Raw genomic sequence first — 21,319 nt, 5'->3', positions numbered from 1 at the left:
CGGGCGTGGCCGATAGCGAGCCGGGCATGGAGCAGCGCCGCGATGCGGGGGTCTTGGCGGGCGTGGCGGGTCTGGAGGGCGGCGCGGTTGATGGTCAGGGCTTCGCGGTGCCGGCCTTCGGCGCGGGCCTGAAGGGACAGGTCGGACCAGGCGCGGGCCTGGGCGTGTCCGTCCTTCGCGAGGATTCCGGTTTGGAGGGCGGCGGCGTGGTGGAGTCGGGAAGTTGCGTTGTCGCCGGTGTCGTAGGCGGCCCAGCCGGCGGATGGGTGCAGGCCGCTGAGCGCGGTGTGCAGGGCCTGTTCGACGCGGGGGCCATACGTGCAGCCGTCCGTGGTGTTGCGCAGTCGGTCGATGTAGGGGTGGCGACGGTCAGGAGGGCGCCGCCGCCGATCGCGGTGAAGTGTGCGTCGAGGCGGCCGATGGTCGCGGCGATGCGGTCGACGTCCGTCATGGTGAGGCGCCCGCGCACCGGGGTCTCCTCCAGGCGGAGCGCGAGCGTGAGGGTCGCGGCGGTGGACGCGGTCAGAAATGCGCGGCGTTTCACGGGTTCCTCCTGCCCTGGCCGCACCGAAGTGGGTGGGGCGGGCAGGCGGCTGGAGCGACCGCGCGGCACGAATCCCATGGCCTCGGGCGGCCGGTCGAAAATCTCGGCGAGAGGCAGAAGGTAGCGGCCGGTCGGCCACCGCACAGTGCCGGAGATCCACCGGCGTACGTCCCGGTCGGTAGCCGCCCCGGGACGTCCGAAGATGCGCCCGGAGACCTGGTTGACCTCGTCGGCCAGGGACCGGTGGGTGAAGCCGTACTCACCGAGCAGCACGGTGAGGATGGTGTTGGTCGGTGTGTCCATCAGGCCCCCGGGCGGCTGCTGTTCGAGACAGCGACGGTAGTCCAGGCATCTGGTCCGCGCAGGTAAAACTGTCCGCCGCACGACAGGCAACTGCCCTCGTTCTGCCCTGAACCCACCCGTGCGTGAAGGCGTTGTCTGGGAGAAGGCCATCAGTCACCCCACTGCGATCGGGAGAACGCCATGCCACCACCGAGCCGCCGCACCGGTTGGTTGTCGTTGCCGCGCCTGGTGCCGGGCGGCACCCGCAGCGACCCGGCGGCCGGGACAGCGCCGGCCGTCGGGCCAGGCACTGCGGTCGCGCTGTACGCGGTGGCACCGCTGCGGGGCGTCGAGCACCTGGTCCTCGATGACCTCGCCGCCTACACGCAGGACCGGGGGTGGATCGTCCCGGCCAGCTGCGCGGTCGCCGACAACGGGCCCCTCGACCAGTCCCCCAGCCTGCGGGCCGGGTGGCAACGGGTACGAGCCGCAGCAACAGGCCGCCTCGTCCACGGGGTAGTGGTCCCCTCCTTCGCTCACATCGCCTACCGTGCCGCGGACTGGGACGGGGAACGCTCCTGGCTGCTGGAGCAGGGGCTGTTCGTCGTCGCGACCGACCCCACCGAACTCCAGGCAGGCCTGGAACCGGCGGAGCTGAGGGCGTGAAGGGCACTGTGATGTACGACCCTTCGGGTGCGGTGACCGGCAGGTTGCCGCTGGACCGTGGCTCGTACCTCGCGCTCGCCGCCGCGGTCCTGGCCTGGGGGCCAAACCCGGCAGGCGTACGGGCGGCGGACTGCGCGCAGATCGGCCTCCAGCTCACCGGCCACGCACGGTGCGTCGCCACCGGCCTCCGCCAGCGGATCGAGACCTGTCGGCGGACAGCGAACTGCGCCCGCTGACCAAAGCGGTACTGCGGGAGTCGGTGAACCGCCTCTCGACCGGCCCCGCCACCACCACCGCAAAAGTCCAGAACCGGGCCCGGCTGATCAGGGCCCTGTACCGGGCACTCGACCGACTCAACTCAGTGGGGCCGTCGCGCGGAGGGATGCGCTCGGGATGCACCCGACAGGGGGTCGTATGACACTAGAATATGACGACCGCTACTGAGCGCGCGCAGGTGAAGAACGCCAGGCAGCCCCGGGCGGGGTGTGACCGCAGGTTCTCCCTACGCATGCGAGGCGCTGTGATGTTCTCAGGGAAACTGCCAGGCCAGAGTCCACTTGGCGCGGCTCCGATGCCGCTGCCTGCGGCAACGGGCGAATGAGAGGAATGCTGCGGCCCCGTCGGTGAGTTCCCGACGGGGCCGCAGCTGTCAAGCGGGTATGGGCGTGGCGCGTTTCGCGGCTTCGAAGTCGCCACAGCACGAGGCCGGCGGACGGTTGTCCCGTGAGCGTGTAAAGGTGCCGCGGACGGGTCCGGTGGCTGACTGCTTCACTTCGATGTCCCGTTGTTAGCGCGCTGCGACGGCCGCGGTCAGACGTAGGCGCTGTGCTCGGTTCCCCAGCCCCAGCTACCGAACCCTGTTCCTCCGTATGCACCTGCTTGCAGGTAGACACGTCCGTTCGGGCGCAGGGGGCCGCTCACGTTGACTTCGTCGTACTCCCACGTCCGATCGCCGCACTTGCCTTCCGCGTACCGCCAGCTTTCTGCGCTGGACCCGAAAGCCAGGCCCCATTTCTGGGACGGTCCTGAGGAGTGGGTGCACATGGCCTTCACTTTGGCTTTCAGCTCATAGCGCTGGCCGACCCGGGTGACCGTAGCCGTGATTTCCACCTTGTAGGAGTTACCGCTGTTGGTGTTGATGCCATGCTCGTACGTCACTCGGACGTTCTCTGTCGCGGCAGCAGCCGGAGCAGTCCCGCTCAGGGTGACGACCACCGCTGTTACCGCGCAGAGCACGAACCGGCGTACGGGCTGCCAGGCCCGCTTCGCCCTTTGGACAGACTTCATCGTTCCTCCAGAGGAGCCGAAAAGGAGTCAGGTCATTTCGTCGGAACTGGCGCACTCAGCCGTACGCACCGGCCAGCCACTCTCGTGATCGACCAACTGGTCGTAGAGACTGCTGCAGGTGTCTCGGCGCATACCGCTCCGCACGATCGGAGACAGGGTCCGCACAGAACGACCCAATCACTTACCGTAGTTGAATAAATACTTTGTGTCATGCTGGTTGATCTGGGCCCCGGTCCCGCGACGGAACCCCAGCCCGGCGGGCCGGGCTCATCGTCACCGCCGCCCTCACCTGCGCCCACCCGCCGCAGCATTCGGAGCAGCTCGACCCCTGACCGGAGCTGGCTTCCGACGGACCCGCACCGCACTCCTCCGTCGGCTCCTTCCGGGCAGCCGCAGATAGCAGTCAAGCGCGACCAGACGACACGAAGCCGGAAGACGCGAGCACCTCGCCGCGTCCGCGCAGGCTTCTGCTCCGAACGCTACGGATGTCCGGCCGCCGGAGTGGTCGTCACCGCCCATCGGGCGGCCGGAACGCGGCGGAGCCAGTCCACAGGGTTCGAAGGCTGTTGGGTGGGCGAGTAATTCGGAATTCGGGCGAAAGGTGGTTGTTCATGAAGAAAGTTCTGCGTGTCCTGCTAGTGGGGCCTCTGCTCGCGGGCCCGGTGACCGCTGCGGCGCTGCCCGCACAGGCCTCAGCCGCGGCGTGTGCACAGCAGCCGTGCCGCGCCGAGTTCACAACGGCCGGTGAGTGGACGACGTTCACCGTGCCCCAGGGCGTGAGCACCATCACCGCTTACGTGTGGGGCGCGGGCGGCGGCGGAGGAGCCGGTGCTACCGGGGCCGGCGGCGGCGGAGGAGGCGGAACCCATGTGGCCATGGTCATCGCCACGAACATCCGGCACGCCGGTGGTGGCGGCGGTGCGGGCGGTGGTGGCGGTGCTGGTGCCAACGGTGGGCACAGCGGCGGCTACGCCACGGGCACGTTCAAGGTCACGCCCGGTCAGAAGCTGAAGATCTTCGTAGGTGAGGGCGGTAAGGCCGCCGGTGCCCCCACGGTGGGGATCGGCGGCGGAGCGGGCTCGAGCGACAAGGACGGTGCGCCGGGCAAGAACGCCTTCAACCCGGGCGACGGCGGCGACGGCGGCGGTTCCAACATCACCGACGTGGATGCTGCGAAGTGGCTCGTCACTGCCAGCGGCGGCGGGCCCGGCGCTACCGGCGGAGGCGGCAAGGGCGGTAAGGGCGCCTGCGGCGGGGCCACCGGCCCCAACTGCGTGTCCGTGCCTCCCAACCACTACCCGCCCGGGTCCACCTCTCCCTACTTCCTGCGTGGCGGTGACGGGGGTGCTTCCGGAGCCGGCGGGACTGCGAGCGCGGCCGGGAAGCTTTCGGGCAACGGCACCATCGGCAGCGGCGTCGACGGCGACTGGTACCAGACGGTGCCCGGCACAGCAGGCAAGAAGGGCGCACCCGGCACAGCGGGCGGGAAGGGCGGCGACGGCAGCCTCGGAGTCAGGGGACTGCCCGGCGGCGAAGCCGGGCTGAACGGCACCGGTGGCGCAGGAGGCACCGGAGGTACAGGGGGCATCGTCAAGGACACCGGCGTCAAGCCGCCCGCAGGCGTGGGTAAGGGCGGCAACGGGGGCAGTGGCGGCAAGGGCGGCGACGGCGGCAAGGGAGCACGCGGGGCGACCAACTCCCGCCAGGCCGACAACTACGGCAAGGACGGAGGCACCGGCATCGTCGGCACCGGCGGCACAGCAGGCGGCAACGGCTACGTCCTCCTCACCTGGAAGTAACCCGCCGGGCAAGGCAACATCGGCAGGGGCCCCCGGGGGCAGCTCGGCCGGCCCATGCGACCGCCTTCCACCACCCGTCGGCGCCCCCGCCCCGGACGCTTGTGTTCGCGTTGGCGTGCCGTGTGCTCAGTGCCTTCCCTCGCGCGAACACGAGGAAGGCACTGGGCCGCGAACCTGGCAGCCACGCCGACGTCACCACGAGACCTGGTAACAGGGCCAGTGGGGGCCCGGCCGGTCTGGGTCCGAGTTGTGGGGTGGCAGCAGCTGCACGGGACCGGCCTCGGCGTCATCAACGGAGATGTGCCACCGCCGGATGACTCGGCTGGCCCGGCCGGGGCCCCGCGCCCTCGGCGACATAGCGTTCGACCAGGGAAACAGGTTCGTGGCGGAAGCGGGGGCGGCGGGAGTGGTGGCGATGACCTAGTCGATCGAGTGGCCGCCCAGCGGGTGCTGGCGTGCGGGTGCGCCCGGGGTGCGTGCCCCCGCATGGTCGTATGACAATGGAATATGACAAATGCTGCTGAGCGCGCGCAGGAGAAAGACGCCAGGCAGCCCCGGGCGGGGTAGTGACCGCAGGTTCTCCCTACGCATGCGAGGCGCTGTGATGTTCTCTGCCGGCAGGAGTAGCCATGGACGAGGACGGACGTCCGGTCGGCCCGGGCCGATCCGCGCGAAATCTGGCGACAGGCCCGGTGCTGCTGGCTTCTTCGACGCGGACGGTTTCGATGCTGACGGCTTTGATTACGCCGATGGTTTCGATGCCGATGTGATCGTTGTGGGTGCAGGTCCGGCGGGGTTGGCGGTGGCCTCGACACTGGCGGAGCAGTTCAGGGTTCTGGTGGTCGATGCCCGCCCGCCGGCCGGTGAGGCCGCGGAGGGGGCGAAGGTGGGGCGGGTGCACAAGTCGTGGTTCAGCCCGCACGACTGTCTCTTCGACAACCCGGACATCGTCCACTGCCGGAAACCGCACGGCATCCGCCGGTTTCTGATCCGTACCTACAGCGGTGCGAGCCACGGTGACCGTTCCCGGTTCGATCTGTCGTGGGAGCCCCGCCAGTTCGACCACGCCGAGCCCGAGGACCGCTACCCCTACCTGGACGAGTACAAGCTGATCGAGCACTGGGAGGGGAAACTCGCCGGGACCACGCACGGGTCGCGGATCATGCGGGGCCGGCTCTACCAGAACCACCGCACCGTCCCCGGCGGTGTCGTCGTGCGCTTCCGGCCCACCCCCGACAAGAACGTCGAGGGCGGACAGGAGGCCGGGGCGTCCGGTCCGGCGCCGGCGGGACAGCTCAGCGAGTCCTACCGGTGCCGTCTCCTGCTCGACGCCACCGGGCATGCCTCCGACATCCGCAAGGCCTACCGGGACGAGCAGGCCCACATGTACTGGTGGTCGGTGGCCGGCGCGCTGTGTAAGCACCCCGAGGGGGACATTGGTCCGCCGCCCGGCAAGGACAGCCGGCTGGCGGTCGGGGACTACATGCTGTGGCAGACGTTCGCCTCCACCAACGCCGACCCGGACGCGACGCTGCGTGAGGGGCGGCCGGTGTTCGAGTACGAGATCCTCGACGAGCGCACCAGCTTCTGCATGCTCCTCTACCTCCGCCGCGGCAAGGTCCCGATGGAGAACGCCCAGGCCGAGTTCCTCCGCGTCCTGCACGAGGAGGAGTCCACCGCGGCGTTCCACAACACCACGGTCAGCGAGTTCAAGTTCGGCTACCTGCCCTCGGGGCGGAAGTTCCGGAGCTTCGCCCAGGACCGCGTCGACTTCATCGGCGACGCAGGACTGTGGACCACCCCCAGCGGGTGGGGCACCAGCTTCATCCTCAAGAACTACGCCGCCTACTGCCGCCACCTCACCACGCTGATCGACCAGGACCGCCTCGACGAAACCTCACTGCGAAAGCTTCCCTCCGGGCACAGCAAACCCGCCGAGTTCCTCATGAACAGCCTCGCCACCCGGTTCCTCGCCTTCGCGACCGTCCCCCAGCTCGACCGGTACATCGAGATCTTCCGCCAGGTCGACCCGCTGATGGTCGAGAAGATCTACACCATGCGCTTGGCCCCCAGGAACTGTTCGACTTCGGCCGCGTCGCCGCCCGCGCCCTCGGCCTCCGCGCACTGTGGGCAGCTCTCCCCCACCGCGAACGCGCCCAGCTCCTCGCCGACCTCGCGCGCGTCATCACCCAGTTCGCCAAAGAAGCCGCCCTCAAGCACGCCGGCAGGACACCCGAACGGGGCTTCGCTGTCTACACCGCCAAGTAGGCACGCGGGCCTCAACGGCATGTGACACGCGCCCCTACCCCGTGCACGAACGCACGCTTCCACACCCGGTTCAGGCCGCGACGTCATCATGAGGACTGCTGCCGGTCACACCCCCGCCACGGTCGGACTGACCACACACAAGAGCAGGGGCATGCGCGACTGCGCTCGCCCGCAGCCCTGGGTGGGTCGGCCCAGCCTGTCGATGGGCCGCCTCGACAGCCGGCCACCTCAGGCGTCTGCTCCGGGATCCAGGAAGACCGGGGTGCCACACCCCTGCTCATCCCTCCTCCTCGTCAGCCGGTCCCAGTCCCGGCACATCGCGGAAGCAAGGGACAGGTATCCGCGGCACTGGAGTTCGTGGTCGGCAGTGTCCAGGCCGCCAGCAGTGAAGGAGTCGCGCACGATCCCTCCGGCCTGGAGGAGGCTGATGTGCCAGCCGCCGTGCGTGGCGGGGTAAGCCACGGCGTACCAGGGCGCCGGAGTCGCCCGGACCGCCTCCAGCACCTCCGGCCTCCAGACCACAGCCGGTTCGCGCACAGCAGCCGCGCACGGGGCAGGCACGGCGGGTACGGCGGGCACGGGCGCAGTGGCGAGTGCAAGTGGATCGGGCGGGGAGGGTAAGCGGCTCATGATCCGGAACCTAGCAGCGCAGCAGCGGGCTGGTCAGAGGAGTTTCGGACGGTCTGCCGGGGGCTCGGCCGGTGGCCGGGCCCCCGGCCGGAGCGCTGCGCTGGATGTGGATGAGGCTCTCGGCGCAGCCGGAACTCCACTCGATAGAAGCTGCTGGTCAGCAGGCTTCGTATTCGTGACACGCGGGGTCCGGGCGGGAGCCGGCGGTGTCACACCGGTCAGTTGAGCGTTCCGCGGTAAGCGACGGGGCCCTCGCCGGGAAACTGTGCGGTCCCGGTGTAGGAGTCCCGCTCGAACGTGATGCCTCCCTGGGCGGCCCCATCGCTCTGCCAGGTGAGCGTGGTGTCGCCGCCCTCGCTCTCGCTCTCGGTGAAGCCGTCGGCACTCGCGCCGCCGGCGGCGGTCAGAACGAGGACTGCGGCCGAGGCTAGGGCAGGGCGAAGACGGGTACGCGCACGACAACTCCGAAAGATCAGCGGGACGGTCCTGATCATTCGACCGGACCGCGGCCCGTAATCGCGCCCGACACTCGGTCCGCCACGTTAGTCATACACGGGGGCGTCCGGTCGGCCTGGGCCAGCCGGCGCGAGATCTGGCGGGGCGGCGTCGCGGACGACCTCCCACTCTCGCAGGATGCGGTCTCGGCCGCGCTGGGCGGCGACGCGGCAGCAGGCGCAGAGCGGGTCACCGGGGAGGGCGGCACGTCCGCAAGGGTCGGTGCGGCCGCAGTCCGGAACGGCTTCAGCAGCAGGGGAAGACTCGCGGCAGTCGAAACGGGAGGGCCTCCCCGGTGGGTGAGGCCCTCCTGAGGTTCTACGCGCAGGGTGAAGCCCCAACCCGTAGCGCCCAGTCGCAGCGACAGACTAGGCGGGAGAGTTGGGGTTGGTGAGTCCCGCGTAGTCGCAGCTCAGCAGGCTTGTGTCGAAGAGCAGTCCGGGCGAGCAGTTTCCGATGAGGTGCTGGTGCGAGTCGGCCGGGCCGTCGGCGGCAGTAGCGGGGGAAACCGATCCGATGGCCGCCGTGCCCACGAACATCGACGCGATGAGGATCTTTTTCAGCACAGGGAGCCCTTCGGATGCGGTGAACTTGCGGGTATCCAACGGATCTGGACACCGGAAGTTACGAACGCGGCAGCGGGTTGCGACGTACCGCTCTCATGGCAGTGAGTCACCCGGCGGGGCCGCAAGGCACCACCTGGTTTCGGTGGTCAGGGATCTGTACGGCGGCCGGATTCGCCCGGCAGAGCGGGCGCCGGCCTCCAACGCTCCCTCGCCATCGCACTGCTGTGCCGCCTGCGCGGCACCTGGCGCACCGGAGTACGCATGTCCCCTTTGGCCCCCCACGCCTGGTTCGAAGCCGAAGACAGGCGCGTCGGCGAACCCGACGACATCGCCCTCTTCCACCCCATGCTCACCGTCCCACCACTCACCGGGACGCAACAGGACCAGAACGCCGGGCAGTAGCCGCCGATCGGCCAGCTCACGCCTCGCCCCCATCGGAACGGGTCAGACCCGGTCTCCTTCGTTCAACGGCGGTGATGGCGGAGGGTGAGGTGGCCGGCGGTGACGGAGTTGCCGACGTCGCCGGTCAGTGCGCACACCACGGAGTCGGGATCTCCGGGGCGGTGGGTGCGGAGGGCTTCGTCGAGGAGGGCGAAGACGGAGACTCCCGCGAGGGTGCCGACGGAGGCGCTGATGCTGTGCACGGTGGACTCGGGTGCGCCGAGGTGGGTGGCGACCTCAGTGAGCATGCGGGGGTTGGACTCGTGGAGGCAGAGCCGGTGGAGGTCAGCGAAAGTGCGGCCGGGACCCAGAGCGGCGAGTCCACGCTGTGCGGCAAGCGGGACGTGGGTGCGGTAGGTGGCTCCGACACCCCGCGCCCGGATCACCATGTGAGGGGTGTCGGGGTCAGGTGGCATGATGACCCGCCAGTCCTCGGTGACCGGTTCGGCCCCCCAGTCCTCGGCGACCCACTCACCGCCCTCACGCTGGGCGTCGGCGTGGCCGATGATCATGGCGCCCGCCCCCTCTCCGAAGATCGCGGGGAACAGCCACTGGTCGAGGTCCTCGTTCTGCGGTGCGGGACAGGGGCTGCGGGTGTGCGCGATCTGGGAAAGGTCGTTGCTCGCGGTGACGAAGACGATGGCGCTCTCGTCGTCGGCGGCCCGGGTGTGGTGCAGGAGGTGCTGGGCGTAGTTCAGAGCTTCGAAGAGCCCCGCGCACCCGGACAGGATGTGCAGGGACGTCAGACCGGGCCGGTGCCAGCCCACTTCACGGCGCGCTTCGGCGAGAGCGAACAGCTGGTGGTCGTCCGCCGACCAGGACAGGTGGATGTGCCCGACCAGCGAGCCGGGCCCGGCTCCCGGGCCGCGGCCGGTGGTCCGGGCGTAGTCGTCCAGGGCCAGGGCCAGCGCGCGGGTCGTCATCGCTTCGACGTCCGGGTTGAACAGGGTGCGCGACACCTCACCGGCCAGGGCCCGGGCGGTCAGCGCGTCGGTGTGGCGGGTCGTGGCGACGGAGGCGATACCCAGCTTCTCCCGGATGAACGACACGGAGACATCCCCCGCAGGATCCCCCGGTGTCTCCCCCGGGCGTTTCGGGGCGATGTCCCTCACGAGCTCCTTCGAGGGCACCAGACGGCCGAAAGGCTCCCCCTCCAGCCCGTGCCCCGCGATGACGGCGCGCGCACTCTTGATGGCGAGTAACCCAGAAGTCATGACCACGTCTCCTGACAGGCTGACAGGGGCAGAAGGGCCGAACGGCCCAGGACCGGTGGATCAGGCGGAACCGAGAAGCGGTTCCTGCAACGCGCTGCACCCACCGAGACTGAATATGCCGATGAAACATTCGCAGACGTGCGGAAGCCATGAGCGGCCAGGGAAGATTCACCGGAGAAACTCTTCTTCCTTGGCCCGCCTGCCTTAGCAGCCACAGAGGGGCCGGTCACTGCGACTTACCCCAGGACCTCTCCCTCACAGGCCCATAGCTCGTAGGGCGGCGTGTCGTCATGAGGACCAGCGGGAACCTCCGGACGCTCACGTGTCCGGAGGCCGGATTGATCGTTGGCGTTGCTGCGGAAGGTTCGGCCGGTCTCAACCGAGACGGTCAAGCCCCGCCCCGCACGGCCCCCCGCCGGACGGGCCGTACCTGCTGCCGGCAGTGTCCGGGGCAGACGGATTCCACAGAGAAGACGGGCAGGGAAACCGATGAACACGTTCACGAGGACGGTCGCGGTCGGCGCCGCGGCACTCTTGTCGCTGGTGATGTCGTGCCCCACCGCGGCAGCGGCCGATCACCTGCCCTCCAACGTCTTCTTCATCAAGGACACCCCACTGGGAAAGTGCGCCCAGACGGACTACAAGGCACCCCACTACCTCCGCAACGCCCCCTGCACCAACGCGATCGCCGCCCAGTGGTGGAGCTACGACTCCGCCACCCGGCAGGTCCGCAACAGCCGCAGCAACCTCTCCGGCAAATGCCTCACCGCACCGGCACAGAACACCACCTGGACACCGCTGACCATGACCACCTGCGACACCGGCAACCCGCGCCAGCGCTGGGGCTCGGCACCGAAGGACCACAACGGGGAAGGCCCCTTCTTCATCGTCGCCGGATCCGACGAAGGCGTCCGGCCCTCCGGCACCGAAGAAAAACGATGGAACCTCAGCGGAGACTGGATGTACGACGTGACCTTCCCCCTCCACCCCGGATTCTGAGACCAAGCTGATTGAGGTGGCGGCACCCGAAGCCTCACCTCGCCCTCCGCCTCACCGGTCAGGGAAGCCCCGGCACCGCCCGGACCGAAACCAGCCCCCGATGGGCCACACCGCACTCATCCCGGCCGCCACCCCCTGGCCAGCCAACAGACGAGCATGACCCATCACGTAACACGTTGCGCAGAACGGCAAGGTGCTGCTACCCGCAGTCGCTCACTCCACGGTCGGGAACGAGAGATCAAAGGGAGACGCAGCGAACCTTGGAAGGCGCAGCGACCGTCTCCACGTCCTCCTGGGCCACTGGCATCGGCTCACGTTCGAGTGAGTCCGGAAGGCTCTCCGAGTGGCGAAGGCTTCGGACCGACGCCGTCTGTGACCTTGATGTGGCCTGGTGGATACCCGAGCACGGGATCCCTGGAACTAGAAACTGGAGAACAGATGCGCAGCATCAGGCCCCTCGCCGTAACAGCCTCCGCCTTCGCTCTGGCCGTTGGGGCAATCGTCTTCGGCGCCGGTAGCGCGAGTGCCACGTACAGCGCATGCCTGGACACGGTAGTGGTCAATGGAGGCGCGCCCACCGAGAACGTTGTGACGCGCGGGTGCAAAGCTGGCGCGAATGGCGATGTCAACTCATGCGTAGCGGCTCTCCAGGCGGAGGAGGGCCCCAAGGGCGAGTACGGTCCCGGGCTGTCGAAGGAGAAGGCTGAACTCGCCTGCAAGAGGGCCGCCGTACTGCCGGCCTCGTAACCAGGGAGCCGCCAGCGCCTCACTACCCGCAGGGCAACAGCGGCACGCAGGTCCAGTAGCGCCTGAGCGACTCCCCGCACGGTCATCGAGGTCGCCGTCGACGGTGAAGCCGAATCGGCAGCTGTGAGGCTCGGGGCGTGGATTTCGAACACCAAATTGAGAAGGGCCCGGCTGGACGCCGACCAGCTCGCCGCCCTCGCGAAACTGGGCATGGACTGGGCCGGACCGACACCAGCCATCGAGGCCGCCCCGGCACGGCCCACCCTGCGGCCCGCACCGCCGCGGCACCATGACGAAGTGCGGCTAGGCCTCCTGCCAGGGCGGCCCGTGCACCTGCGACCTCATCGAGCAGCACGGGCCTCCCTCCGAACGCGACGACTACTGACCACCACCGCACCGACCGGGCCCCGGACCTCATGGTCCGGGGCCCGGCCCGTCGTCCTCCGCACACCGGCACGGCCACTGAAACGCGGAGTGAAACGCGCCAGCTCCGCTCACCCTTGCGGGCGTTGTGGCAGGTCAGCGTGAAACGCAGCGTCCGTTTCACGCTCGCGTTTCAGTGTGACGTTGCAGTCACAGGCCCGGTCACACCTGGCGCAGCTCGGCGCGGGCGGCTGGCACTGAAGGGATGGTCTCCCAGTAGGGGTGCCACCACAGCCGCCCGGACAGGAGCCGAGTGGACCGCCGACAGGGGCGTCCGCTGTCCTGAAAACGATCACTCGTCTGTGGGGCTTTCGGCTACAGAGCCAATTTCGCAACGAGTGTCCGGTCGAATGTCTGCGACGGCCAAACAGTGGCGGCCGCAGAGCACGGGAGCACGACGATGAGTTTCTTCCAGACCGGCAAGGTCGACCTGAAGTCCGACAATGCGACCGAGACGAGCGGCGGTAACACCTCGACGTTCACCCGGGTCACGTTCCCGTCCCCCTTCCCGCAGGGTGCCAACGTCGTGGTCCTCCCGCTGACCCAGACCTTCAACGGTCCCGAGACGCCGGGAATCCGGGTCCACGACGTCACGAACACGGGCTTCCTCATCCGCCTGAACGAGGTGTACGCCGGCACCGCCAAGAGCGACGGCAAGCACACCACCGAGACGATCGGCTGGCTCGCCGCCACGGTCTGACACCACACGCTTCTTCGAAGGCGGCTCCGCCCACCCGGGCTGGGTCGCCTTCGACCGTTTCCGCCCCCGGGCGTGATCGGATCGGCGACCACGCCCGGCGTTGAGCCGACGCGGTGAGCCCGGCTACGAAGGCGCGCACCGCGTTGCTTCATCCGTTTCCTTCGGCGCGCTTGATCGTTGGGTGGACGTGTCGCCAGCCGGCTCATCGAGCCTGCGACGAATTCCACGTCGCCCGGCTTCCCGGCGGGCGGCGTGAAACGAACTGCGATCACACGGAGGACGACATGTCGAACGAGAGCGTGGACGAGGCCGGGGACCAGGATTCCGGCTCGACTACCGGACGCTTGGACAGGCTCGGAGACAAGCTTTTGGGCCCGACGGCCGAGGGGGACCACGGGGACGGTCCGATCTCGGTCGAGGGCGACGACGACACCCAGGGGCGCCGTTCCACGGGCCGCCGCTCTACGGGTGGCGAGCGGGACATCTACGCCGGCGAGTAGCCGTCAAGAACGCAGAAGTGCAGACGCCCCGACCGGACGTCGCGCAGCGCCCCGCCCGAAGGCTCCGGGAACCAGCCATGCTCCCGGAGCCTTCCGCATGAACATCATCTACAGGCCCGGCGGACAGGTCCGAGATCGTCACCCGCGGCTAGCCGCCCACCAGCCCTGAAGGTTGCGCCGGGCGTGGCGCCTGCCGGGGTCAGGAGCGCAGGCCTGAGAACCATCCGCCAGACTTCGGCTTGGGCACCGGCTTCGGCACCGGCCGCTCCTCCGGGGACTCGTAGGTGCGGCTGTGTGGCCACGCGTTCTCGATGCTGTCGTCGTACTCCTGGGTGCAGGTCTGGCACAGCGTCGGGTGGCGTTCCCGGGGAAGGGGGTGCCAGCCGGTGCGGTTCACCGCCTGCCACCGTTCGTCCGTGAACGCTGCCTTGCACTCGGTGCAGTGGGGGCGACTGGTGAAGCGCAGGAGGTGCTTTTGCTGTGCCCAGTCGGGAAGCGGCTCCTGCTGCTCCTGCTGGTCGACGTCGTGAGCGGCGGCGACGGCCTCGTGCTTGCAGCTGTCGCACAGCGTGGGATGGGTGTCAATGAGGCGGCCCCAGTCGGTCTCCTCGGCGGCCTCCCACCGTTCGTCGGTGAACCGCGTCCCGCAGCCGGCACAAGCGGGTCGGCGCCCTTCGCGCTGGGCCGCCTCCCTTGTCGCTTCGACGGCCTTCTTCGCCGCCTGCTCCTGCGCCGCCTTCCGCAACTGTGCCTGGTACTCCTCCTGACGGACCCGCCACTCCTCTGCCTCCCGGGCGTCGGCCGCCTCGCGGCGGGGGTTGCCGATCGCCTCCAGGAGTGGCTGGGGGCGGTCGCGGCCGAAGCGGAAGAACACCGAGCCCGTCGGCCCGTGCTCGCGGAGATTGCGCAGCCCGACCGCGACGATCGGGACCTTCCCGTCGTAGAGGTGGTAGCCCTCGCGCTGCCACTCCCCTTGCCACAGGTGGCGGGTGAGTTCTTGCAGACGCAGGATCGTGCGGTTGGGGTTGCGTGCGCCGATGTGGTTGAACACCAGCAGCACCGGCGGGTGCGGCACGTCCCCGTACCGGTCCTCTGAGGCCATCCAGCGGGTGCGCCACATCGGGCGCTCACGGCCGTCGGTGTCCTTGACGGTGCGGCGGAAGAAGCGGGCGTACTTCTCCAGCTTCGCGGCGAGCTCTTCGGCGGTCTCGTGGCAGTTGTCGACCTCGATGAACAACAGCCCCGCCCCGTCCTGCGGTGCGGTGAGGACCAGGTCGGCCTGAGCCCCTCCCTTGCCGGGCGCGTTCCACGTGCCGGTGGCGGGCAGCGGGACCTCGGTCCAGTACGAGGCGATGGTGCCGATCCCGGGCGGGGTGTCGAGGGCGGCCTGGACGGCGGCCTGGACGTGGGGCGGGTCATCGGCAAGCTTGGCCAGGTCCGGCTTCGGGCGCAGCAGTGCGATCACCGTCTTGTTGACGGCCATCGGGTGGGAAGCCCCGGAGGAGCCCGCACCGCGTGCGGTGGAGCCCATCTCCGTAGCCGGACGGCGCAGCTCCAGGAGGCGGCCTCCAGGCCCTTGGGGGTCAGGTTGCGCAGGGAGTCGCCGGTGTCGGTGGAGCCGCCGTTCTCGGACAGGCCGTGCTTGCGCAGGTCGGAGAGCGCGCCGGTGTGCGAGGCGGTGCGGGCCTGCTTCCGCTTCGACGGGGTCGGCTTGTCGGCGTGCCGGAAGCTCAGGTGCGGGGTGCTGATGCGCTGGATCTGATCGGCCGTGGCCACCTTCAGCACTCCGAGCACGCGCAGCACGTCGCTGCGGTAGCTGTTCGTCGATCCTGCCGGGTTGGTCTTCCGCTTGCCCGCCATCAGCCCTGCTCCCTCTCCCTCGTTGCTCGCGACCGGCTGCCGGGCGCGGCCGCCGCCGCGGCTGCCGGTGGCCGCGCCCGGCCGGGGAGGGCGCCCGGCCCCCCGGAACCCGATGATCTCCTCCACTACGGACAGCAAGGAGGAGAGAAGAGGGTAGTGACAGCGCGACTTTCGCGCCGTTTGCGGCGCTGACAAGGGGTTTTCCTCCCGCCCCGGGGTGCTGGGCACCAAAGGGGGTTCCCGAGGGGCCTCCGAAGTGGGCACCCAGGGAGCTCTCTTGGGCTTGCCCAGCACGGGCGCGTCTGTCAGCCGGGGGTCGGCCCATGCGGTGCCGCTGCCCGGCCTTGGGGTGGGTGGTCGTCATCGTCTCGTCTCCTTCGCTGCCCCGGCCGGGGCAGTCGTCGCGAAGGAGCAGCGTGCAGGACCCCCCTTGACCGCGGTCTGACCGGGGCCGGTGGCCGCCTCGGTCAAGGAGCAACGCGGCCGGGGCGGGAGCGGACAAGGGGTGCTGCGGGGTGGGCCTGTGAGGCATTCGGCCCTCTAACAGATCTACGGGAGATGCAGGGCCCGGACCGGGTGGTCCGGGCCTTCGCCATGCCGCCGGGAAATCCCCTGCCCGCCAGTGCTGTCCACCGGCGCCCGGGCGGCCCCAGGGGGTGAAGACACCGCTCCCGAACCAGGCCGAGACGTAAGCACCCGCGACCTGTCACGGTCCCGCCCGAATCAACGAACTCCCGTTGGAGGACATTCCCATGAGCACCCACCAGGCACCCGGGGCAGTGAACGAGCCGTCCGGGCCTACGCTGAACGAGACGACCGGTCCTGCGCTGGTCGCAACGCCACCCTGGGCCCGGGTCGAGACCCCACAGGGACGCTCTCACGCAGAGAGCCGCAGCAGGACCGCCGACCGCGCGGCACACACCCCCGCGGACGACACCACGCAGGTGTCCGCTGTCCTCGACCCTCCTGCTCAAGGGAGCAGCATCATGACCCGGGACAACGTTCCCAACCCCACGCAGCCGTCCACATCGGCGCCCGCCCAGCCGCCGTCCGATGCCGTACCGGTCCAGCCGGCGGACCCCGCGCCCGCCGTGCGGCAGGCGGCCATTGGCGCCGGGGTGCCCGCCGCGATAGTCCAAGGCGTTGCCCAGGGCGCGGCCCAGGGCGCGTCGCGGACGTTCCTGGCCCGTCTGACGGAAGAGTTCCTCGCCGACCCGCCCGACTGGGTCAGAACGCTGGGGAGCTTTGTCAAGGGGCTGTGGCAGGGGTAGCCGAGGCCGGGCGGGGAACCCCCGCCCGGCCTCTCCGCCGATCGGACCTCGATGCGGGAGAACCAGGGCGGTGGCCTTGTCCTCGTACGAGTCGCCTGCCGTCCGGGGACCGTTGCGACCGATCCACCTCTCCCCATGGGCACACCGAAAACTCCGACCACTGTCCACAGGGTCGGCGTCCGAGGCTGTCGGGAGTCGTCGTGATCCGCACGACGGCCATCTCGAGGAGGCCACCATGCCGTACCTGATCCCGCCCCGTACGCCGCTCACCCCGGAGCAGGTGGAGCGCGGCTTCGACTACCTCCTGGCGCTGCAAATGGGTGGCGGCGCCGCTGTCGCCGGGCGGGCGGAAGCCGACCCGGAGCTGGCGTTCGTCCTGCTGCGGCTGGCCGAGGACATCATCTGGCCCGTCACGGCCGTCGACGAGGAGACCACCGATCCGTGCGCGGACTCCTTCGCGCTGGACGAGGTCGGGTGCGTACTGCTGTGCGCGCGGCGGGACTGGGCGCGCGACTCCCCCACCACGGCGGTGCCCGGCATCGCCCGCAACATCCTCCGCTTCGTCGAGAACGTCATCCCCGACCCCGACGACCACGGAGACACCCACGCCACCCTGAAGGCCATGCGCGACGAGCATCTGGCGATGGCGCACGCGGTGCAGTGCGATTCTCCTTGACCTGAGCTGAGGACCCCGTTGGCCAATTCCGCTTTGGACAAGGCGGGCGGCTCGCGGGCGTCGGTCTACTTGTCCTCGGAGCTGCGCAGGTACAGGTGATCAGTCATGCGTGCCGGTCTCCGTCCGCTGGTCGTCTGCCAGCTGGATCAGGGCGAGCACCGCGGCGTGGCGGTTCTCCTCGGCGCCCAGTCGCTGGGTGTCGTCTGGCCCGGCAGTGGTCTGATGGAGGCCGTGCTGACGCTCCGTCCAGTCACGCAGGATGGCGCGGGCCTCGTCCGGTGTGGTGTCGATCGCGGCCGCGACCTCGGACCAGGTGGCGCCGAGCAGAATGGCCTCACGGATGTCGCCCCCGCGGCGGGCAATGAGATCGCGCCGGATCGACTCCGACAACGCGAGCACGGCCAACACGTCGTCGGTGCCTCCACGCTCGACCGGGTCCGGGAAATCCGCAGGCAGAGTCCTGTTCATCAGCCGGTCGACATGCCCGACGCGCTTCTCCATCTGCCAAGAAAGCGGAACCCGTCCACCAGAAATCATGCGGACGTCGTCCGGACGGCGGACAGCAAGGTCATTCCAAAACTCGTACTCGGGTGTGCTCATGCGCCCCCCTTAGGCGGCCGGGCCCCGCGGCCTCGGCGTCCGATGAACACCCTAGGAGGAGCGCCCGGATCGCGGGCGCGGCCTCCAGTCGATCCAGCCTTTCCTAGAGGGCGCGGACGAGGCGGGCGCGGTTCTGGACGCAGCGCCCGGTGCCCTCGATCGTCGCGGACAGCCGGCCTTCTGCCTCGCGCAGGATGACGTCGGCGAGCGCCTTGGGGCTGCTGTCCTTGGGCGGCTGGTCGGCATGGCGGCGGACGTCGGAGGCGACGGCGCGGGCGTGGCCGGTGAGCTGCAGGGCGATCTGCTCCAGGTCGCGGACGGTGAAGTGTCCACGCCGGTCCACGCGAGGACGGCTTTACGGCGGGCCTTCTCCGTCCGTGGTCCCGGTTCCGAGGGCCCGGCGGGTGCTTGCCGTGGCAGCCAGCTGGGCCCCGACCACCCCGCGCGCTCGTAGGTCCTGGAGGTCGGGCAGGCGTATGCCGGGCAGTACGTCGATGAGGTCGGCTTCGGCTGCACGAATACTGCTGAGCCCGGAAGCTTCAGGGCCTGCGCCAAGGGCGCGGCGAGTGGTCACGGAGATCATCGTAGGAGCGCGAACCGTCACGCAGGCTACGAACGAGCGACGCTGCTGCCCGAGCCCTTCCGTGTCCCGGGGCCAGGACGTGCGGCATGATCGGGCACTGCCGGACCGGCGAACACTCCTCGTCGGTCTGGCGCTCCCGGTACGCCTGGGCCTGGCAGGCCGCGTCGCAGTACCGGCGCCCGGCCACCGCGTCGTTCGGAAGCCGGGCAACGCACAGGGCACAGCAGCGAACCCGGGCCACGTCTCCAGCATCACGCGATTACGCTCCAGAAGCGCGGGGGTGGAGCCCGAACAAGGGTCGATGACGATCCGGGCGAGTTCCGGCAGGGCTCCGGCCTTGCGTATCGGTCCCGGCTTCGCACTTCTGCGAAGTTGCTACCGTCAGCCCTCCACGTGCATGCGGAGGCCTCATGGATCAGCTCATCGGTGTCGTGATCGGCGGTGTCATCGCCCTCGGGGGCGGAGCCCTCACCGCGTGGCTGACCGCCAAACACCAGAAGGACGCCGCCCGCTCGCAGGACCTGTGGGACCGCCGCGCCGCCATGTACCTCGACCTGCTGCTGCACCTGAGCGGCGCGGTTTCCTTCGCGACCGACGCGGTCGTACCCGGCTACTACGGACCGCGGACCCCTGAGCAGCACCAGCTCCGCCGGGACCTTGCGGCCCGGGTCGACCTCTTCGGCTCCCCGAAGGTCCGGGAACTCTGGGAGGCCGCCACAGAGGCCATCGGCGATCTGCACTACCACTGCACTGAGGGCGACTTGTACACGCGGGACGGCAACATCCCCCCTGACATCACGGACCCCGGATACCTCAGATACAAAGCCGCCCAGGAGAAGACCGAGGAGGAACTCATCAGGCAACTGCGGCACGAGGTCGACGTCGACAAGCATCTGAAGGACTGATGCGGTTGCACGTCCAGGCTCGTGGCTTGGGTTTCACGTACGCGCCCAGGGCAGGAGGGCCGGTTTCAAAAACTCGCCCCGGTTCGAGGCGTGTGCTCAGCGGCCGGCTTCCGGTCCGTGCGGGCCTGGCTGCTGGGGGCGGTGCTGTTCCTCCTGGCGCTCCGGGTGTACCGGAGGTGCGGTCTCCCGGCCGGTGTACTTCTTCTTCCTGGCCCGGGCCCCCTCACCGGTCTTCGTCAAGGCGGCCGCCAGGTGGCGCAGCTGCTCAGCGGTGAGTTCCAAGGCTTCCAGGTCCGTACGCGATTGCCTCAGGGCCCGTAGCGCCGTCAGGTCCAGTGCTTCGGGGCGGCCGGGCTTCTGCTCCTGGTCGTCGTTCTCGGGGTCGGCCGGCTCGGGTGCGAGCAGCTGCTCGGGCATCGCCGCCTGCTGGTGCCGGGCGACGTCGTACGCCCGGCCCCGCACGGCGGTGGCGGTGGTGGTGGTGGTGGTGCGCAGCTTCTCGCGGACCGCCGCGCCGGCGAGGACGGCTCGTTCGTACTGGAGCGGGATGCGGGGGATCTCCCACTCCCCCGCGTCCTGGCCCGGGGGCCGGGGCGCGGGCGGCTCGCCGGGATCAGCCGGGGGCTCCGGGGCGGGCGCAGGGGCAAGTCGGCGGGCGGGGAGGTCGGACAGGGACCAGCGTGCGGTGTAGAGGCGGTAGCCGGCTTCCAGTCCGCGTACGGTCTTCGGCTCGCTGATGTCCAGGCAGTGGGCGGAGACGGCGGCGGCCACGACCTGGTCGTCAAGGCCCGGGCCGCGGCGGCGGCCGCGCAGGACCAGGGCGAGGTGGCGGCGGGCCTCGGCGAGCAGGTGCCGCCGGTGGAAGCGGCCGCCCTCGCTCATCACGAACACCGTCGCAACGACATCGACAGCGGCCAGCGCGACATCGACCACGGCGGTGACCCGGGCCCGGATCACCGCGGCTGCGGCACGGGCGTGCTCGAGGAGGGAGGAGATGACCGACGCGGCCACACCGGAGGTGAGGATCGCGCTCTGCTTCCAGTCGGCGCGCAGCTGCGCGAGCGAGCGGGCCTTCTCCTTCTTGGGCGGCCGGGTCTTCCTCGCCGCGATCCGCTCCAGCTTGGCGCGGGCCCGCTCCGAAACCACGGGCAGGAACTGGCGCTCGGTGAGCATCTGGGCGAAAGACCGGACGTGAGTGGTGAGGGCGTCGAGTTCGGGGCAGTGGACCAAGACTGCCTTGAGCCGAAGATGGTCGATCTCAGGGAGGGTCTCGGGGCGCCGGAGGATCCAGCCGGCGACGACGCGGGGTGACGGTGGCCGAGCTGTGATCGGGGTGGGAGAGGTCCTCTTCTCCCGGAAGTAGGCGCGAACGCGCTGGTAGCTGCCCTGATAGCCGAGCGGCACGATCTTTCGGGTCGCCGTGGCCGTCGACGGCGGTGACGTACTCGTCCTCCAGCTCCGCCAGGCAGGGCGAACGCCTTCCCCAGTGGCTCGACGCCGTCCGGCGCGACGACCTCCCCAGCCTCCACACCCTGGCCGCAGGCATCGAACGTGACCGTGATGCCGTCATTGCCGGGTTCACCCTGCCCTGGAACTCCGGCGTCGTCGAAGGACACGTCAACCGGATCAAGATGCTCAAACGCCAGATGTTCGGTCGCGCCGGCTTCGCTCTTCTGAGGAAGAGGGTTCTTCTGGCCAGCTGACCAAAGCCACCCATAGGGTGACGGGGACGAGAGAAGATGCACCATGGATCCCCGCATACCCCCCTTGCGTCGCAAGCTGGCCGCGATCCCGTTCCAACCACTGCGCAGTCACTCCTTCGGAGAAGAACAACACGAGTTCCGCCTCGGTCCGAAGCTGGCA

General features: G+C 69.6%; 22 protein-coding genes and 3 pseudogenes. 14 read left to right on the top strand and 11 right to left on the bottom strand.

The annotated features are described in order from the left end of the window. Nucleotides 1-94: 94 nt before the first annotated feature. On the bottom strand, nt 95-847 hold the full coding sequence (locus tag AB0F29_RS38230; protein WP_361882616.1) for a hypothetical protein: 753 nt from the start codon (nt 845-847) through the stop codon (nt 95-97). 180 nt (nt 848-1,027) lie between these two features. Between AB0F29_RS38230 and AB0F29_RS38225 the strand changes: the two genes are divergently transcribed. Beyond that, nucleotides 1,028-1,492 (top strand): hypothetical protein, encoded by a 465-nt coding sequence (locus tag AB0F29_RS38225; protein ID WP_361882613.1) that lies wholly within the window; start codon nt 1,028-1,030, stop codon nt 1,490-1,492. Continuing rightward, the gene (locus AB0F29_RS38220) at nt 1,489-1,728 is read left to right on the top strand and encodes a hypothetical protein (RefSeq protein ID WP_361882610.1); all 240 of its coding nucleotides are present in this window, start codon (nt 1,489-1,491) and stop codon (nt 1,726-1,728) included. The genes AB0F29_RS38225 and AB0F29_RS38220 overlap by 4 nt, the downstream gene beginning before the upstream one ends. Nucleotides 1,729-2,302: 574 nt before the next feature. Here the strand turns inward: AB0F29_RS38220 and AB0F29_RS38215 are convergent. Next, nucleotides 2,303-2,650, bottom strand: a complete 348-nt coding sequence (locus tag AB0F29_RS38215) for a hypothetical protein (protein ID WP_361882607.1) — start codon at nt 2,648-2,650, stop codon at nt 2,303-2,305. A gap of 740 nt (nt 2,651-3,390) precedes the next feature. Between AB0F29_RS38215 and AB0F29_RS38210 the strand changes: the two genes are divergently transcribed. The 3 genes from AB0F29_RS38210 to AB0F29_RS38200 all read left to right on the top strand — a co-directional run bounded on the left by AB0F29_RS38210 (nt 3,391) and on the right by AB0F29_RS38200 (nt 6,871). Beyond that, nucleotides 3,391-4,578 carry a hypothetical protein gene (locus AB0F29_RS38210; protein WP_361882605.1) on the top strand — a complete coding sequence of 396 codons (1,188 nt, stop codon included), beginning with the start codon at nt 3,391-3,393 and terminating at the stop codon, nt 4,576-4,578. A 629-nt stretch (nt 4,579-5,207) separates the two neighbouring features. Continuing rightward, complete coding sequence (locus AB0F29_RS38205; protein WP_361882602.1) at nt 5,208-5,348, top strand: hypothetical protein; 141 nt, start codon at nt 5,208-5,210, stop codon at nt 5,346-5,348. Then, nucleotides 5,345-6,871, top strand: a complete 1,527-nt coding sequence (locus AB0F29_RS38200) for an NAD(P)-binding protein (RefSeq protein WP_361882600.1) — start codon at nt 5,345-5,347, stop codon at nt 6,869-6,871. Before AB0F29_RS38205 ends, AB0F29_RS38200 begins: the two co-directional genes overlap by 4 nt. A gap of 203 nt (nt 6,872-7,074) precedes the next feature. Here the strand turns inward: AB0F29_RS38200 and AB0F29_RS38195 are convergent, their stop codons facing one another. The 3 genes from AB0F29_RS38195 to AB0F29_RS38185 form a co-directional block, all read right to left on the bottom strand. Beyond that, the gene (locus AB0F29_RS38195; RefSeq protein WP_361882597.1) at nt 7,075-7,476 is read right to left on the bottom strand and encodes a hypothetical protein; all 402 of its coding nucleotides are present in this window, start codon (nt 7,474-7,476) and stop codon (nt 7,075-7,077) included. Between the two features lie 218 nt (nt 7,477-7,694). Then, on the bottom strand, nt 7,695-7,970 hold the full coding sequence (locus AB0F29_RS38190) for a hypothetical protein (protein ID WP_361882594.1): 276 nt from the start codon (nt 7,968-7,970) through the stop codon (nt 7,695-7,697). Nucleotides 7,971-8,339: 369 nt separating this feature from the next. Continuing rightward, nucleotides 8,340-8,537, bottom strand: a complete 198-nt coding sequence (locus AB0F29_RS38185) for a carbohydrate-binding module family 14 protein (RefSeq protein WP_361882592.1) — start codon at nt 8,535-8,537, stop codon at nt 8,340-8,342. A 213-nt stretch (nt 8,538-8,750) separates the two neighbouring features. On the opposite strand from AB0F29_RS38185, the gene AB0F29_RS38180 reads away from it, so the two are divergent. Next, the gene (locus AB0F29_RS38180; protein ID WP_361882688.1) at nt 8,751-8,939 is read left to right on the top strand and encodes a lasso peptide biosynthesis B2 protein; all 189 of its coding nucleotides are present in this window, start codon (nt 8,751-8,753) and stop codon (nt 8,937-8,939) included. A 62-nt stretch (nt 8,940-9,001) separates the two neighbouring features. On the opposite strand, the gene AB0F29_RS38175 is transcribed toward AB0F29_RS38180, so the two are convergent. Further along, nucleotides 9,002-10,192, bottom strand: a complete 1,191-nt coding sequence (locus AB0F29_RS38175) for a 3-oxoacyl-[acyl-carrier-protein] synthase III C-terminal domain-containing protein (protein WP_361882589.1) — start codon at nt 10,190-10,192, stop codon at nt 9,002-9,004. Nucleotides 10,193-10,681: 489 nt separating this feature from the next. Between AB0F29_RS38175 and AB0F29_RS38170 the strand changes: the two genes are divergently transcribed. The 3 genes from AB0F29_RS38170 to AB0F29_RS38160 all read left to right on the top strand — a co-directional run bounded on the left by AB0F29_RS38170 (nt 10,682) and on the right by AB0F29_RS38160 (nt 13,561). After that, complete coding sequence (locus tag AB0F29_RS38170) at nt 10,682-11,191, top strand: ricin-type beta-trefoil lectin domain protein (protein ID WP_361882587.1); 510 nt, start codon at nt 10,682-10,684, stop codon at nt 11,189-11,191. 1,570 nt (nt 11,192-12,761) lie between these two features. Next, nucleotides 12,762-13,061, top strand: coding sequence for a hypothetical protein (locus tag AB0F29_RS38165; RefSeq protein WP_361882585.1), 300 nt, complete (start codon nt 12,762-12,764; stop codon nt 13,059-13,061). A 284-nt stretch (nt 13,062-13,345) separates the two neighbouring features. Beyond that, nucleotides 13,346-13,561: a hypothetical protein gene (locus tag AB0F29_RS38160; protein ID WP_361882582.1), complete on the top strand. Its 216-nt coding sequence runs from the start codon at nt 13,346-13,348 to the stop codon at nt 13,559-13,561. A gap of 199 nt (nt 13,562-13,760) precedes the next feature. Here AB0F29_RS38160 and AB0F29_RS38155 read toward each other — a convergent pair whose 3' ends face one another. After that, on the bottom strand, nt 13,761-15,092 hold the full coding sequence (locus AB0F29_RS38155; RefSeq protein ID WP_361882579.1) for a replication-relaxation family protein: 1,332 nt from the start codon (nt 15,090-15,092) through the stop codon (nt 13,761-13,763). After that, complete coding sequence (locus AB0F29_RS38150; protein WP_361882576.1) at nt 15,023-15,559, bottom strand: hypothetical protein; 537 nt, start codon at nt 15,557-15,559, stop codon at nt 15,023-15,025. Before AB0F29_RS38150 ends, AB0F29_RS38155 begins: the two co-directional genes overlap by 70 nt. 848 nt (nt 15,560-16,407) lie before the next feature. Here AB0F29_RS38150 and AB0F29_RS38145 point away from each other — a divergent pair. Both AB0F29_RS38145 and AB0F29_RS38140 read left to right on the top strand, forming a co-directional pair. Further along, entirely contained in the window at nt 16,408-16,692 is a 285-nt protein-coding gene (locus tag AB0F29_RS38145) for a hypothetical protein (protein ID WP_361882575.1), read from the top strand. A 235-nt stretch (nt 16,693-16,927) separates the two neighbouring features. Next, a complete protein-coding gene (locus AB0F29_RS38140) occupies nt 16,928-17,368 on the top strand; it encodes a hypothetical protein (protein WP_361882572.1) in 441 nt (146 codons plus the stop codon). Nucleotides 17,369-17,467: 99 nt separating this feature from the next. On the opposite strand, the gene AB0F29_RS38135 is transcribed toward AB0F29_RS38140, so the two are convergent. Together AB0F29_RS38135 and AB0F29_RS38130 are read right to left on the bottom strand one after the other, a co-directional pair. Further along, a complete protein-coding gene (locus tag AB0F29_RS38135) occupies nt 17,468-17,968 on the bottom strand; it encodes a hypothetical protein (protein ID WP_361882569.1) in 501 nt (166 codons plus the stop codon). A gap of 103 nt (nt 17,969-18,071) precedes the next feature. After that, nucleotides 18,072-18,325, bottom strand: a pseudogene (locus AB0F29_RS38130) (DUF6415 family natural product biosynthesis protein); the annotation flags it as partial. Between the two features lie 636 nt (nt 18,326-18,961). Here AB0F29_RS38130 and AB0F29_RS38125 point away from each other — a divergent pair. Then, a complete protein-coding gene (locus AB0F29_RS38125; protein ID WP_361882566.1) occupies nt 18,962-19,456 on the top strand; it encodes a hypothetical protein in 495 nt (164 codons plus the stop codon). A gap of 96 nt (nt 19,457-19,552) precedes the next feature. On the opposite strand, the gene AB0F29_RS38120 is transcribed toward AB0F29_RS38125, so the two are convergent. Next, nucleotides 19,553-20,860: a hypothetical protein gene (locus AB0F29_RS38120; RefSeq protein ID WP_361882563.1), complete on the bottom strand. Its 1,308-nt coding sequence runs from the start codon at nt 20,858-20,860 to the stop codon at nt 19,553-19,555. Nucleotides 20,861-20,919: 59 nt separating this feature from the next. On the opposite strand from AB0F29_RS38120, the pseudogene AB0F29_RS38115 reads away from it, so the two are divergent. Both AB0F29_RS38115 and AB0F29_RS38110 read left to right on the top strand, forming a co-directional pair. Continuing rightward, a pseudogene (locus tag AB0F29_RS38115) lies at nt 20,920-21,159 on the top strand (transposase); the annotation flags it as partial. A 43-nt stretch (nt 21,160-21,202) separates the two neighbouring features. Beyond that, nucleotides 21,203-21,319 (top strand): annotated as a pseudogene (locus AB0F29_RS38110) (SMI1/KNR4 family protein); the annotation flags it as partial.

Source organism: Streptomyces sp. NPDC026589, assembly GCF_040638385.1.
Taxonomy (GTDB): Bacteria; Actinomycetota; Actinomycetes; order Streptomycetales; family Streptomycetaceae; genus Streptomyces.
Note: the sequence above shows the minus strand (reverse complement) of the source record. Positions and strands in the feature narration are given on the sequence as shown.